This window comes from Hydrogenophaga sp. (genome assembly GCF_018780075.1).
Classification (GTDB): domain Bacteria; phylum Pseudomonadota; class Gammaproteobacteria; order Burkholderiales; family Burkholderiaceae_C; genus Hydrogenophaga.
Genome location: NZ_JADMKB010000003.1, coordinates 38,997 through 52,101 on the forward strand (window position 1 = coordinate 38,997; position 13,105 = coordinate 52,101).

12 protein-coding genes are annotated in these 13,105 nt (G+C 62.8%); 9 read left to right on the forward strand and 3 right to left on the reverse strand.

Annotated elements, in window-relative coordinates:
* Window positions 1–62: 62 nt before the first annotated feature.
* The 8 genes from IV088_RS00320 (at window position 63) to IV088_RS00355 (ending at window position 9,680) form a co-directional block, all read left to right on the forward strand.
* Complete coding sequence (locus tag IV088_RS00320; RefSeq protein ID WP_291096483.1) at window positions 63–536, forward strand: SRPBCC family protein; 474 nt, start codon at window positions 63–65, stop codon at window positions 534–536.
* Complete coding sequence (locus IV088_RS00325) at window positions 533–1,813, forward strand: MgtC/SapB family protein (RefSeq protein WP_291096485.1); 1,281 nt, start codon at window positions 533–535, stop codon at window positions 1,811–1,813. The genes IV088_RS00320 and IV088_RS00325 overlap by 4 nt, the downstream gene beginning before the upstream one ends.
* Before the next feature lie 55 nt (window positions 1,814–1,868).
* Window positions 1,869–2,135 (forward strand): DUF2789 domain-containing protein, encoded by a 267-nt coding sequence (locus IV088_RS00330; RefSeq protein WP_291096486.1) that lies wholly within the window; start codon window positions 1,869–1,871, stop codon window positions 2,133–2,135.
* A gap of 210 nt (window positions 2,136–2,345) precedes the next feature.
* Window positions 2,346–2,870, forward strand: a complete 525-nt coding sequence (locus IV088_RS00335) for a metal-dependent hydrolase (RefSeq protein ID WP_291096489.1) — start codon at window positions 2,346–2,348, stop codon at window positions 2,868–2,870.
* A 122-nt stretch (window positions 2,871–2,992) separates the two neighbouring features.
* Window positions 2,993–3,409: a hypothetical protein gene (locus IV088_RS00340; protein ID WP_291096491.1), complete on the forward strand. Its 417-nt coding sequence runs from the start codon at window positions 2,993–2,995 to the stop codon at window positions 3,407–3,409.
* A gap of 106 nt (window positions 3,410–3,515) precedes the next feature.
* Window positions 3,516–4,895 (forward strand): TolC family protein, encoded by a 1,380-nt coding sequence (locus IV088_RS00345; protein WP_291096493.1) that lies wholly within the window; start codon window positions 3,516–3,518, stop codon window positions 4,893–4,895.
* Between the two features lie 4 nt (window positions 4,896–4,899).
* The gene (locus tag IV088_RS00350) at window positions 4,900–6,561 is read left to right on the forward strand and encodes an efflux RND transporter periplasmic adaptor subunit (RefSeq protein WP_291096495.1); all 1,662 of its coding nucleotides are present in this window, start codon (window positions 4,900–4,902) and stop codon (window positions 6,559–6,561) included.
* Window positions 6,558–9,680, forward strand: a complete 3,123-nt coding sequence (locus IV088_RS00355; RefSeq protein ID WP_291096497.1) for an efflux RND transporter permease subunit — start codon at window positions 6,558–6,560, stop codon at window positions 9,678–9,680. The genes IV088_RS00350 and IV088_RS00355 overlap by 4 nt, the downstream gene beginning before the upstream one ends.
* A 94-nt stretch (window positions 9,681–9,774) precedes the next feature.
* Here IV088_RS00355 and IV088_RS00360 read toward each other — a convergent pair whose 3' ends face one another.
* On the reverse strand, window positions 9,775–10,059 hold the full coding sequence (locus IV088_RS00360; protein WP_291096499.1) for a CopK family periplasmic copper-binding protein: 285 nt from the start codon (window positions 10,057–10,059) through the stop codon (window positions 9,775–9,777).
* A gap of 492 nt (window positions 10,060–10,551) precedes the next feature.
* On the opposite strand from IV088_RS00360, the gene IV088_RS00365 reads away from it, so the two are divergent.
* Window positions 10,552–11,202 (forward strand): hypothetical protein, encoded by a 651-nt coding sequence (locus IV088_RS00365; protein WP_291096500.1) that lies wholly within the window; start codon window positions 10,552–10,554, stop codon window positions 11,200–11,202.
* 86 nt (window positions 11,203–11,288) lie between these two features.
* On the opposite strand, the gene IV088_RS00370 is transcribed toward IV088_RS00365, so the two are convergent.
* Together IV088_RS00370 and IV088_RS00375 are read right to left on the reverse strand one after the other, a co-directional pair.
* Window positions 11,289–12,713, reverse strand: coding sequence for a fused MFS/spermidine synthase (locus IV088_RS00370; RefSeq protein WP_291096502.1), 1,425 nt, complete (start codon window positions 12,711–12,713; stop codon window positions 11,289–11,291).
* Window positions 12,686–13,051, reverse strand: coding sequence for a DUF4156 domain-containing protein (locus tag IV088_RS00375; protein ID WP_291096504.1), 366 nt, complete (start codon window positions 13,049–13,051; stop codon window positions 12,686–12,688). Before IV088_RS00375 ends, IV088_RS00370 begins: the two co-directional genes overlap by 28 nt.
* Window positions 13,052–13,105 lie beyond the last annotated feature (54 nt).

A 13,105-nucleotide genomic window follows, 5' to 3' on the forward strand; every position in this document is an offset into this window, starting at 1 on the left:
GTCAGGCCCCAGCCCAATTCTCCGGATCCTTCGCGATGGGTGCATACCAATTCCATCGAGAGGTGAGCGGCACGCTGGCTGCATCGCCGGAGGTGGTATTCCATCTGCTGGACGATCCTGTTCGTCTGGCTGAGCACATGGGGGAGCGCTCCGCCATGCTGGCCGGCGGGAAGATGCGCGCTGAAACGGACAAACGCCTCGGCCAGGAGGTGGGTTCGGTGATCCGAATGTCCGGCCACATCCTCGGTATGTCATTTTGGCTGGAAGAAGCTGTTGTCGAGCGTGTACCCCCGCAACTCAAGACGTGGGAAACCCTCGACGAACCGAAGCTGTTTGTGATCGGCCGATACCACATGGGCTTCGATTTGGCTCCAGAAGGTCACGGGACCCGGCTGCGTGTCTGGATTGACTACAACCTGCCTTCATCAGGGGGGCAGCGGTGGCTTGGAAGGCTCTTTGGTCGCTTGTACGCAGACTGGTGTGTTCGCAAGATGGTGCAGTCGGCGGCGAAAGCCGTCAAAGGAGTTGTCGGATGAACGGCTACGGTCTGCCTACCGGCGCCCAAGGTCTGATCGCCGCGCTGGCCGTCGGTCTGGTGATCGGTCTGGAACGTGGCTGGCACGACCGCGAGCTGCCGGAGGGCGGGCGAGTCGCAGGCCTGCGCACCTTTGCGTTGACCGGGTTGTTCGGTGGCGTGCTCGGGCATTTGCAGCCAGATTTCGGCGCCTGGCCTTTGCTGGGAGCGCTGCTCGGACTCTCCCTGCTGCTGACGGTGTCTTACGCCCGTCAAGCCAAACTGTCGGCCAATCTGAGCGCCACAACACACGTGGCGATGCTCTTGACACTTGCCTTGGGCGCCTTTGCGGCACATGGCAACATCACCCTCTCATTGTCGGCCGCCGTGATTTGCGCCGTGCTGCTTGACCTCAAACCGACCTTGCACGGGTGGCTGCAAGTGATCGATCACCGCGAATTGACTGCTTCGCTGCAGCTGCTGGTGTTGTCCATGGTCATCCTGCCCTACCTACCGAATACCGGTCTGGGGCCCTATTCAGCGCTCAATCCGTACCAGTTGTGGTGGGCCGTCATCCTGATTGCAGGCCTGTCGCTGTTGGGTCACTTCGCGATGCGGATCACCGGCGCGCAAAGGGGCGTGTTATGGACCGGCGTTCTGGGCGGACTGGCATCTTCCACGGCCGCCACTTTGGCACTGGCTCGGTACGCACGCCAACAGCCGTCCTTGGCCGGCGCGGCTGCAGCCGGCTCGCTGGCCGCATGTGGCGTCATGTTCTTTCGAATGGTTGTTCTACTCGCTGTGATACAGCCTACGCTGCTGACCACCTTTGGCAGCAGCCTGGTGGTCACGGGCGTGGTGTTGCTGATTGTGGCGCTCTTGCGGTGGCGCAAGAGCGCCACAACGTCGGTGGGGGAAGGCGTTGTAGGCTCGATGGCACCCTTCGATCTGGGTACTGCACTCGGCTTTGGTTCACTTCTCGCTGTCATGAGTATCCTGGTGCCTGCAGCGAAACAATGGATGGATGCCAGCGGCCTCTATTTACTGTCCGCGGTTACTGGCCTTGTGGACGTAGACGCAATCTTGATCTCGCTCGCACGACTGAATGGCGCCGGTGGATTGTCAACGGCCGCGACCACCATGGCACTCGGTCTGGCGACGTTGGCGAACATGGTGACCAAGGCCTGCATCGCGTGGACAACGGGCGGCGCGCAGGTCGGCAAGTACGTGTTTTTGGGTTATCTGATCGCCATGGCATCCGGGGCGCTTGTGTTGGCGATGGTTGTGACATTGTCTTGAGGCTCCATCGCCAACATCATCGGGTATGTATGTTTGAACAACGGGAGTCCCCACTATGGAAAAGTCATTTCATCGTTTCTCTGAACTGTTCTCCCAGCTGGGCCTGCCAAAGGACGCGGCAGGTATTTGGGAGTTCCTGAAAGCGCACTCTCCATTAGCAGACGACGTGCTACTGGCCGATGCGCCTTTCTGGACGCCAGCCCAAGCGAGTCTGTTGCGCGAAGAGCTTCTTGAGGATGCGGACTGGGCTGAAGTGGTGGATCAGCTGAATATCGCTCTGCGTTCCACCAGTGGAGGTCGAGATGTCAATCAGACGCAGTGAGTACTCTCCCTCGGGATGCCGACTCGTTACCGCAGCCAAGCAGCGGAGGCAGGTGCTGGACAAGTCTAAATATATCGACGCCGAATCCAGCATCTACATGATGATCGCTACGTTGGCCATGAGTGTCTGCTTGGTTTCAGGCATCGGAAATGCCCTGCGCCTGCGGGCCGCCCGAATCCAGCCGGGCGCGTCGCACCCGAGCCCTTGAGCATGGACATCCTGGCACATGGCCTTTGGGTGGGCGTCGGTACCGTCTGGTTGCATCGTCACCGGCGCCTGGACCGCCGCACCACGGCGTTGGCGGTTGGCTTGGCCGTGGTACCCGACCTTGCACAGTTGTTGCCTTTGGTCTACCTGGCGCTGTTCTCACCCGACGGGTGGACGGTCTTGCTTGCCTACGCCAACGCACTCCCGGGATACGAGCCCGCGATGTCTCCAGTCGTCTCGGAACTGACCCATCACCTGCATTGTGTGATGCACAGCGCCTTGGTGGCGGGGGTGGTCACCATCATCTGCTGGATTTGGCTGAAGCGGTTCTGGATTCCCCTGTTGGGCTGGTGGTCGCACATTCTGATCGACGTGTTCACCCACTCCGCAGACTTCTATCCGTCACCAGTTTTCTATCCGGTGACCTATTGGGGCTTTGATGGAATCGCCTGGAACACGCCGTGGTTCATGGTTGCCAACTACCTGACTATGTTGGTCGTTGCGGTGGCTGTCTGGCGCCATCGCTGAACACGGCGATCAACCTCTACGGTCTCCTTGATCTCATTTCGCATCATGCTCTCCCCCGTCGATTTCGACTCTGTGCCTTTCCCACTCAAGCAGGCTGGCAGCAGCATCCATTGCGACAATCGTTGATCGAGATCAAAGGCTATAAAGCGTCACGAGTCCTTTACGTCCACCTAAAATTGTTTATGCGCTTGCTTATCGCCATCCTGCTGTGCTTGACCATCCCGCTTCAGGGTTGGGCAGTGAGCGCGGGCGTGCAAGCGCCTTGCCCCATGGGCGACATGGTGGCGATGCAGGCCGAATCCGTCAGCGAAGAGATGGAGATGGCCGACCTCGGCGCCTGCTGCAATGACGCAGCGACCGCTGCGCTCACCGGCAAGCTCTGCAAAACCGGCCAGGAATGCCAAGCTCCCACCAGTTGGCTCGGAGCCCTCTCACAACCCGTCATACAGGCCCAGCCGTCGAGCGCCCTGCTCGTGACCGTCACGCCAACGCCGCCACGCGGCTCTCCCGCCAGCGTCTGGCGTCCTCCCACCCTCTGACTCCGTTGATCTGATCTGCGCGCCGCTGCTGAGGCCTGCGCGCATTCCGTAACGTGTCTGTTCGCCTTCGGCGCGCAGCCTATGTTCGTCTTCATGGAGCAGAAATATGCAAGCCCTTCCAACGGCCATGAGCCGACCCCCTAGGCCGGTGGTTAGCGCCGACGTGCCCACCCGCCTCTTCCACACCGCCGCCCTGCTGATCGCGCTCATGCTGGTTGTGCCGTTGCCAGGCTTGGCATCGGACATCGAGCCACTCGGTCTTGCGGCGGCCGTTCAGGCCGCGCTGGCGCGTTCGCAAGCCCTAAGCGCGCAGGATGCCGCAGCCCGTTCGGCACGCGAGGCCGCCGTGGCAGCCGGCGAGCGGCCCGACCCGGTGCTTCGCTTGTCGCTGGAAAATTTGCCCATCGAAGGCGAAGACCGCTTCAGCACCACGCGTGATTTCATGACCAGCAAATCGGTGTCGCTGATGCAGTCGCTGCCCAGCCTGGCCAAGCGCCAAAGCCGCACGCAGCGTTTCGAAACCGAAGCCCACCTGGCGCTGGCCACGCGTGCCCAGCGTGCGGCCAGCGTGCAGCGCAACACCGCCCTGGCCTGGTTGGAGCGGCAGGCGCAGGAACAGCGTGTGACGCTGTTGCGTGCGCAACTGACCGAGAGCCGCCTGCAGGTCAAGGCCGCTGAAGCCTCGGTACGCAGCGGCCAACCCGATGCCGCGAGCACGCCGCCCTCAGACACGCTGAGCGCGCGCGATGCGGTCGCTCAGGTCCAGCAGGTTTTGCTGGGCGCCGAGGCCGAGCTGCAGAACTTCCGTCAGACCCTGTCCCGGTGGACCGGAACCCCCGCTGACCAACCGCTCGCTGCCGCGCCCGCAGGAACCCTGCAGGCACTGACGAACGCCGACATGGCAGTGCGCCAGCAACAGCACCCGGACCTGGCGGTGTTGCGCGCCAGCGAGAGCGCCGCCGAGGCCGACGCCGAGCTGGCGCGGCGGGAACGCGAACCCGACTGGAGCGTCGAGCTGATGTTCAGCCAGCGCCGCCCACGTTACGCCAACATGGTGTCGTTGGCCGTGTCGGTCCCGCTGACTTGGGACCGCGCACAACGCCAGGACCGGGAAGTGGCCGCGCGCCTGGCGCGTGTCGATGAACTGCGCGCCGAGCGCGAAGAACGCGCCCGCGAAACGCTTGCCGAAACCCAGCGCTGGCAGGTGGCCTGGCGTGCCGGTTTGGCGCAGCTCGCGCTGCTCGACCGGGAACGCCTGCCGCTGGCCCGCCAGCGCGTTCAGCTGACGCTGGCTGCCTACCGGGGCGGCAGCGCCCGGCTGGCCGATGTGCTCGCCGAGCGGCGCGCGGCGCTGGCCCTGGAGATGGAGCGCATCGAACTTCAACTGTCCACCGCGCGTCTGTGGGCGCAACTCGAATACCTCATCCCCGGCAGCACGCCCCAGGTGGCCGCCGCTGTCGCCCCAACACTTGCTTCAGCGGACTGACACCATGAAAAAAGCCTCTTTGATCGGCCTCACGGCCATTGCCGTCGCCACTTTGGCAGCAGTGGGCTACGGTGCCTGGACCGTCGGCATGAACGCGGGCATGTCCATGGCCTTGCCCCAGGGTGCTCCCACCGGCTCCGGTGCGGCCACTCCACCGACACAGGACCCCAGTGCATGGACCATCACGCAAGGGTTCGAAGCCACCGAGCGCCACATCCGTGACGGCCTGAAGGCCGGGGACGTGGACCCGATGACAAGGCTGAAGATCCTGAATTACCACGACCCCATGGTGCCGGGCAAGAACTTCGATGCGCCGGGCAAATCGCCGTTCATGGACATGCTGCTGGTACCCCGCTACGCTGGCGGCAACGAAGCCGACACCAGTGGCGTCAGCGTGAGCGCACGCACGCAACAAAACCTCGGGCTACGCACGGTGGAAGTGACCGAAGGCTGGCTGGACAGCGCAGTGTCGGTGGCCGGCAACGTGGCCTGGAACGAGCGCGACCAGGTGCTGGTCAGCGCACGGTCGATGGGCTTTGTCGAGCGCCTGCATGTGCGCGCCACACAGGACCGCGTGGCTCTGGGCGCACCTCTGGCCGACATCTACGTGCCCAGCTGGGTGACGGCGCAAGAAGAATATCTGGCCGTGGCCCGCATGGCCGAGCAAGACCAGCAGTTGGCGTCCCTGCTCGACGCCGCCGCGCAGCGCATGCGCCAGGCGGGCATGAGCCCGGCGCAAATTCAGCGTGTGGTGCGCAGCGGCAGCCCGCAACCCCGCTTCACGCTGAGCGCGCCCCTCGGTGGCGTCGTCACCGAGCTGATGGTGAGCGAAGGCGCGACCGTGATGCCGGGCATGGCCTTGCTGCGGCTGCAGGGCACAAGCACCGTGTGGGCCGAAGGCCAGGTTCCCGAGAGCCAGGCCGCCCAGCTCCAGCCCGGCACGCAAGTCAGCGCCACCAGTCCGGCCGCGCCGGGCCAGACCTTCACCGGCCGCCTGCAGGCGCTGCTGCCCTCGGTGGACCCGACCACGCGCACGATCAAGGCGCGGCTCGAACTCGCCAACCCCCAGGGTCGGTTGGTTCCGGGCATGTTTGTGCAGTTGCGCTTCACCAACCCGAGCGCCAATAAGGTGCTGCTGCTGCCGAGCGACGCGGTGATCCACACCGGCCAGCGCAGCGTGGTGATGCTGGCCGAAGGCAATGGCCGGTTCTCCCCGGTCGAAGTGCGAACCGGTCGCGAGGCGGGCGACATAACCGAAATTCTGCAAGGTCTGCAGGTGGGGCAAAGGGTGGTGCGTTCGGGCCAGTTCCTGATCGACTCCGAGGCCAGCCTCAACGGCTTGCTGGCGCGGCTCAGTCCGGCGCCAGTGGCTGTGATGGACAAGCCCGCTGCGATGCCGGAGAAGCCAGGCGCCATGCCGCCGACAACGCACCAGACACCTGCCGAGGTGAAGGCGGTGGATGGCGACACCGTGACCTTGCAACACCCAGCCATACCTGCACTCAAATGGCCGGCCATGACCATGGATTTCCAGTTGCCACCGGCCGACCAGCGGCCCAAGGAGCTGTCTGCGGGCCTTGCGGTGCGCATTGAGTTCGAGATGCGCGATGGCGACATCCCTCAGATCACGCGAATCCAACCCGCAGCCACGGGAGCGAAGCAATGATCGCGCGCCTGATCCACTGGAGCATCGCCAACCGCTTCCTGGTTTTGATGGCCACGGTGATGATCACCGCCTGGGGCGTGGTTTCGATGTTGCGCACGCCGCTGGACGCACTGCCGGACCTGTCGGACACGCAGGTCATCATCCGCACCAGCTGGCCCGGACAGGCGCCGCAGATCGTGGAAAACCAGGTCACCTACCCGCTGACCACCACCATGCTCTCGGTGCCCGGCGCCAAAGCCGTGCGCGGGTTCTCCATGTTTGGCGACAGCTTTGTCTACGTGTTGTTCGACGATGGCGTGGACCTGTACTGGGCGCGCTCGCGGGTGCTCGAATACCTGAACCAGGTGCAGTCCCGCCTGCCGGCGACGGCGAAGTCATCGCTCGGCCCCGACGCCACGGGCGTGGGCTGGATCTACCAGTACGCGCTGATCGACCGCACCGGGCGGCAGGACCTGGCCCAACTGCGCTCGCTGCAGGACTGGTTCCTGCGCTTCGAGCTCAAGACGGTGCCCGACGTGGCCGAGGTCGCCAGCATCGGCGGCATGGTGCGCCAGCACCAGATCGTGCTCGACCCCGAAAAGCTCGCGGCCTACGGCATCACGCAGCAGATGGTGAGCGAGGCCGTGGCGCGCGGCAACCAGGAGGCCGGTGGTTCGGTGCTGGAGCTTGGTGAGGCCGAATACGCGGTGCGCGCCAATGGTTATCTCAAGTCGCTGGACGACTTTCGCGCTCTGCCCCTGAAGACCACCGACGCCGGTGTGTCGGTGCGGCTGGGCGACGTGGCACGCGTGCAGATCGGGCCCGAGATGCGGCGCGGCATCGGTGAACTCAACGGCGAGGGCGAAGCGGTCGGCGGGGTGGTGATCATGCGTTCGGGCAAGAACGCCTTGCAGACCATTGAAGCCGTCAAGGCCAGGCTGGCGGAGCTGCAGCGCGGCCTGCCCGAGGGGGTGGAGATCGTGCCGGTGTACGACCGCTCCGGTCTGATTCAGCGCGCGGCCAACAACCTCGGCGTCAAGCTGCTGGAAGAGTTTGGTGTGGTCGCCCTGGTGTGCGCGCTGTTCCTGTTTCACCTGCGCAGCGCCCTGGTGGCCATCGTCTCGCTGCCGCTGGGCATTCTGGTGGCCTTCATCGTGATGCAGCAGCAGGGCGTGAACGCCAACATCATGTCGCTCGGCGGTATCGCCATCGCGATTGGCGCAATGGTGGACGCGGCGGTGGTGATGATCGAAAACGCGCACAAGCACCTGGAGCGCTGGGCGCACCAACACCCGGGCGAGGTGCTCTCGGGTGAGCCGCGCTGGCGCGTGATCGGCAACGCTGCGGCGGAGGTCGGACCTGCGCTGTTCTTCTCGCTGCTGATCATCACCCTGAGCTTCATCCCGGTGTTCACGCTGCAGGCGCAGGAAGGGCGTCTGTTCGCGCCGCTGGCCTACACCAAGACCTACGCCATGGCCGCCGCCGCCGGTCTGTCGGTCACGCTGATCCCGGTGCTGATGGGTTACCTTGTTCGCGGGCGCATTCCCGAAGAAACCGCCAACCCGCTCAACCGTGGCCTGATCGCGCTGTACCAGCCGATGCTGAACGCCGTGCTCAAAGGCCCCAAGTTCACACTGGTGGTGGCTGCGCTGCTGCTGGGAGTGAGCCTCTGGCCGCTGAAGCACATCGGCGCTGAGTTCATGCCACCGATGGACGAGGGCGATCTGCTCTACATGCCGACCGCGCTGCCTGGTCTGTCTGCAGCCAAGGCCACCGAACTGCTGCAGCTGACCGACCGGCTGATCAAGACCGTGCCCGAGGTGCACAGCGTGTACGGCAAGGCCGGACGCGCCGACAGCGCCACCGACCCGGCGCCGCTGGAGATGTTCGAGACCACCATCCAGTTCAAGCCGCGCGAGCAATGGCGCGCGGGCATGACGCCAGACAAACTGGTGGACGAACTCGACCGCACGGTGCGTGTGCCCGGACTGGCCAATATCTGGGTGCCGCCGATCCGCAACCGCATCGACATGCTCGCCACCGGCATCAAAAGCCCGGTGGGTGTGAAGGTGGCCGGCGCCGACCTGGCCACCATCAACCGCCTCACGCAGCAGATTGAAACGGTGGTCAAGAGCGTGCCCGGTGTCACCAGCGCGCTGGCCGAGCGCCTGAGCGGTGGGCGCTACATCGACGTCGACATCCGCCGCGACGAGGCGGCGCGTTACGGCCTGAACATCGCCGACGTGCAGGACGTGGTCTCGGGCGCGGTGGGCGGCATGAACATCGGCGAGACCGTGGACGGGCTGCAGCGCTATCCGATCAACCTGCGTTACCCGCGCGACGCGCGCGACTCGCTCGCCGCCCTGCGCGAACTGCCCATCGTCACTCCGCGTGGCCAGCGCCTCGTGCTGGCCGATGTGGCGCGCCTGAGCATCGCCGACGGTCCGCCCATGCTGCGCAGCGAAAACGCGCGACTGGCTGGCTTTGTCTATGTGGACATTCGCGACCGCGACCTGCGCGGCGCCGTGCTGGACATGCAAAATGCCGTCACCGAAAAGGTGGTGCTGCCCGCCGGCTATTCGGTGTCGTGGTCGGGCCAGTTCGAGTTTCTGGAGCGCGCCAGCGCGCAGCTCAAGCTGGTGGTGCCGTTCACGCTGCTGGTGATCTTCCTGCTGCTGTACCTGACCTTTCGCCGCCTTGACGAAGCCCTGCTCATCATGGCCACGCTGCCCTTTGCCCTCATCGGTGGCATCTGGTTGCTCTGGGCGTTGGGGCACAACCTGTCGGTGGCCAGTGTGGTCGGCTTCATCGCGCTGGCTGGTGTGGCGGCCGAGTTCGGTGTGATCATGCTGCTGTACCTGAAGCAGGCCTGGGCCGCGCGGCTGGCCCAGGGGCTGGACACCGACATCGACCTGCTCGACGCGATCCGCGAAGGCGCGGTATTGCGCGTGCGGCCCAAAGCGATGACGGTGGCTGTGATCGTGGCCGGTCTGCTGCCCTTGTTCTGGGGCGCGGGGGCGGGCAGCGAGGTGATGCAGCGCATCGCAGCGCCCATGGTCGGCGGGATGCTCAGTGCACCACTGCTGTCAATGCTGGTGGTGCCGGTGATTTATCGGCTGATGCGTAAGCCAAAGCGCTGAGGCTGTCCCCGGATTGTTGACATCACTTCCAACTGGTCCAAAGGTGCAGCCATCTTCAGTCTGTTGATGGCTGCACCTTCACACGAGAAACAAATCAGTTGTTGTGACCTTTGCGCGCCAGAATATCAAGACGCGCAACTTCATTGCCCATCGTGGCGATTTTCTGGCCATCCGCAGATTGCACCATCTCCCCCTTCACAAGATGTGCGGTGCGTCCGAATTTGTCGGCCTTGGCCATCCGACCGTCTTGGAACACGTAGAGCGTCTCGCCATTCACCAGCGAGATCGTCTGCTTGGCCTCAGTTTGGGCCGCATCCATGGCAAAAGCCGGGATGGCAGCGGAGAAGGACAGAATGAGGATGTTCAGTTTACGGATCATGGTTGCTCCTGAGTTAGAAAGCGAAAATTCACGTTGATCGGATGAGTCAACGAGGTACACAGTACGCTTTGAATCTAGCTAGGGGCGAGTGACAACAAGCTTTCCGATCCATGACGATTTGGTCATCTGAATGTCATCTCGGTCTTGACGAATGTGTAGCTCACCAGTTTTTAAGTATGTGCAGCCTGTGCCAGAGACAGGTCATGGCGACGCTCAATCCCCGGGAGTGCGCCCCACAATAAGGGGGCCTGTGAAATACACTTGCGTCGGGATTTTCAGGTCCCCCCGCCTCTCCTCCCTGAGCGGGCCGGTTGACGCCGGTTATCCAGCCCGGTGGTCATGTGATCACCGGGTATTTTTTGTTTTCGGATTTGACCTGAAGGTGCTCAATCGGGTTGATTGATGCGCATGCACAACAGATTCTTTCTCCCTGTGCAAGGCGGTTTCTCCAGGAGAAACAGGCCGCAATAAACACCTGATCCATCGATAGAGTTGCGCATCATCACTGCTGACAGCCGAGATGCCACTGCCACCACAGAGGGCAAACCGTCGGCCACTTCGCTCAACTTGTTTACGAATCAACATCGCATGATCACAGGAACTCAGAAAGCCACCGTCATTCGAGCTGTCATTGATGGTTCGTCACTCTCAGAGGCCGCTCGAAAGGCAGGCATCAAATCCGCCCAGGCGAACACGGCCTTGAAAGGCTTCTGTCGGCGATTCCGGCTCCCCAGCGAAGTCGCAGACGTTCGAGCAGAACCGGCAAGGTATCTTGATGTGCTGAAGGCTTTCGAGGCCAGTCCAGAGATTGCCCTCGGTCGAGACCTTAGCGAACGGCTGACAATGTTGCTGCAAGTGAAAACACCGCAAGAAGTGACACCGAAATACGTCTCCAACATTGAGGCTTCTCAACTTCTAGCATGTGGGCTCACTCCCATCAATGTGCACATGATCGAGACGTGGCTGGCCAGCCATGGTCATGGTCTAAAGAAGGCTGTGCCGAAGGGCAACAAAGAAATCGAGGAGGCCAAGAGGTGTATCTCGTGGCTGCATGTGCATGGTTTTGACGTGACGGCTCCCCGTGCCCAGCTCGAACACCTTTTGTCTCAGCTGAGCCCAGTGCCCGTGGGCTCCATCACCTGACACCCGACACTCGCACTTCAAAATGCTCGCCTGGTGGTTCACAGTAGGCTCCATACGTTTGTGGTGATCACCGCGCACCTGCAGTCCTACCGAATACCAATCGCGAATTTTTCAAGGTCTACCTGGTTGTGCTCGTCCGTATAGATGCCGCGTGGTGAGGGTCGCCCGCGAGCATGGCACACCGCCACGACGTTTGACATCGCCTGTCCCTTGCGCAGCACTTCCGTCGAACAACGGCCAAAGACGCTTTCCAAGGTGTCCAGCAGGTGACGGGCGTACGGTGACGCGAGTCTGGCATCCAGAACCAGGTTGGCCAGCAGGACGCCCTCTGGTTGAAGGGTACCCTGAGTGGCTTGCCAGAACTCCCTGGTCACCAGGTGACTTGGAATGGCAGCCCGGTCGCTGTAGACATCGACCACCACAGCATCGAAGCGGCGCGTGGTCTCCCGCACATAGCGCCGTGCATCCTGCGCGATGAACTCGCCCTGAATCGGCCCACGAAGAAAATGCTCCTCTGCGACCTGGCGGATTGCGGGGTCGATATCCACGTAGGTGTAGCGATTCAAAGGCTCTTGCTGAGACAAGGTGAAACCGCCTGCGCCCAGAATCAGGATCTCCCGATCTCGAAAGCCCAACTCGTCGAGCAGCGTCTGACGTATGTGGCTGATGTAGGGATGGACCTTCGGTGGCGTGCTCTCGTCAATCTGGGATGCAAGCGAGTTGTTGGACAGGAACATGCGTGGATTCACATGACCGGGTGTATCCAGCGGCTTGACCTGGTAGTCGGCATACGCGGTATCGGCTGCAGCAATTGGCGTCAGGTTGATGCCCATCACAACAGCTCCGACGATCATTGGCAGTACCACCCGGTGACGTGTCGTTGATTGCAACATTGCCGCACCGGCAAGAAGACCAAACGCACAAGAGATCACAGCAGCTGACACGCCAAAGTTCTGCATCACGATCACCGAGAGCGACACCGACCCCAAGAACGATCCCAGCGTCGACCAGTACAGAGCTGTACCGCTGGCCTGGCCCACATGCTCATGCTTCATCAGATTGCTCAGGATGGGCACGGTCTGCCCCAGCAGCCATGCAACGGGACAAAGCACGGCGCTGAGGAACACCAGATATGCCAGCCACACCGGCTGCAGCTGAGAAAACAAGGCGTTGACCACCGGTCCGGCCAGGCCCACTCCCACGATCACGGCAGAAAGCAGGAAGTTTCTGGTCACACGGGCCAGATGGCCCTCGGTGACTTTGCCCCCGGCGGCGTATCCGAGTGCCAGTGCGAGCAGGAAGAAGCCGATGGTGGGCGCGGTGACCACGATGGCGCTGCCCACATGAGGCACCAACCTGCGCAAGGCCACGATTTCGGCGCCCAGAGAGCAGAACCCTTCGATGAAGATCACCAATGCAATCCACGATGGAGAGCTTGAATGGACCCTGTGGTTCATGGTGCCGACGTTGCTGGTCAACCCGGTCATCTTGTTTGCTTGTTCAATGGGCATGCAAAAACACTCCCCACGACAGTGCTTTTGACAGCGCCACTGCTGTAGGGATGCGTGGAGTGCAGTGTGTCTTGGACCTGAACCACGTTGCCGCCCATGGCCGCAGCCTTGTTGCGCAAATCATTGCGTGCACCGACCAGGAGGTTCTGGTCGGTTGTGAAGTCTCCGCTGAAGACATTGCCCTGACTGCCCACGGCTTCGCCGAGAGTGCGACAGCCCGACGGCTTCTGGGTGACCACCTCGACGGCAGACCCGGGCTGGGTCACCTGCGTGGCTGCGCAGCCACTGAGTGCAACGACGGCCGCGAACGCAGCCCATGTGACAGATTGAAATCTCATGGTTATCTCCCGAATGGCCAAGAAGGAACCCGCTGCATGCTAGCCAGGCAGTCG

Coding starts and splice junctions, on each gene's coding strand:
- IV088_RS00330 (WP_291096486.1), top strand. CDS start 1,869: ATGGAAAAGTCATTTCATCGTTTCTCTGAACTGTTCTCCCAGCTGGGC.
- IV088_RS00325 (WP_291096485.1), top strand. CDS start 533: ATGAACGGCTACGGTCTGCCTACCGGCGCCCAAGGTCTGATCGCCGCG.
- IV088_RS00335 (WP_291096489.1), top strand. CDS start 2,346: ATGGACATCCTGGCACATGGCCTTTGGGTGGGCGTCGGTACCGTCTGG.
- IV088_RS00355 (WP_291096497.1), top strand. CDS start 6,558: ATGATCGCGCGCCTGATCCACTGGAGCATCGCCAACCGCTTCCTGGTT.
- IV088_RS00360 (WP_291096499.1), bottom strand. CDS start 10,059: ATGATCCGTAAACTGAACATCCTCATTCTGTCCTTCTCCGCTGCCATC.
- IV088_RS00345 (WP_291096493.1), top strand. CDS start 3,516: ATGCAAGCCCTTCCAACGGCCATGAGCCGACCCCCTAGGCCGGTGGTT.
- IV088_RS00375 (WP_291096504.1), bottom strand. CDS start 13,051: ATGAGATTTCAATCTGTCACATGGGCTGCGTTCGCGGCCGTCGTTGCA.
- IV088_RS00350 (WP_291096495.1), top strand. CDS start 4,900: ATGAAAAAAGCCTCTTTGATCGGCCTCACGGCCATTGCCGTCGCCACT.
- IV088_RS00370 (WP_291096502.1), bottom strand. CDS start 12,713: ATGCCCATTGAACAAGCAAACAAGATGACCGGGTTGACCAGCAACGTC.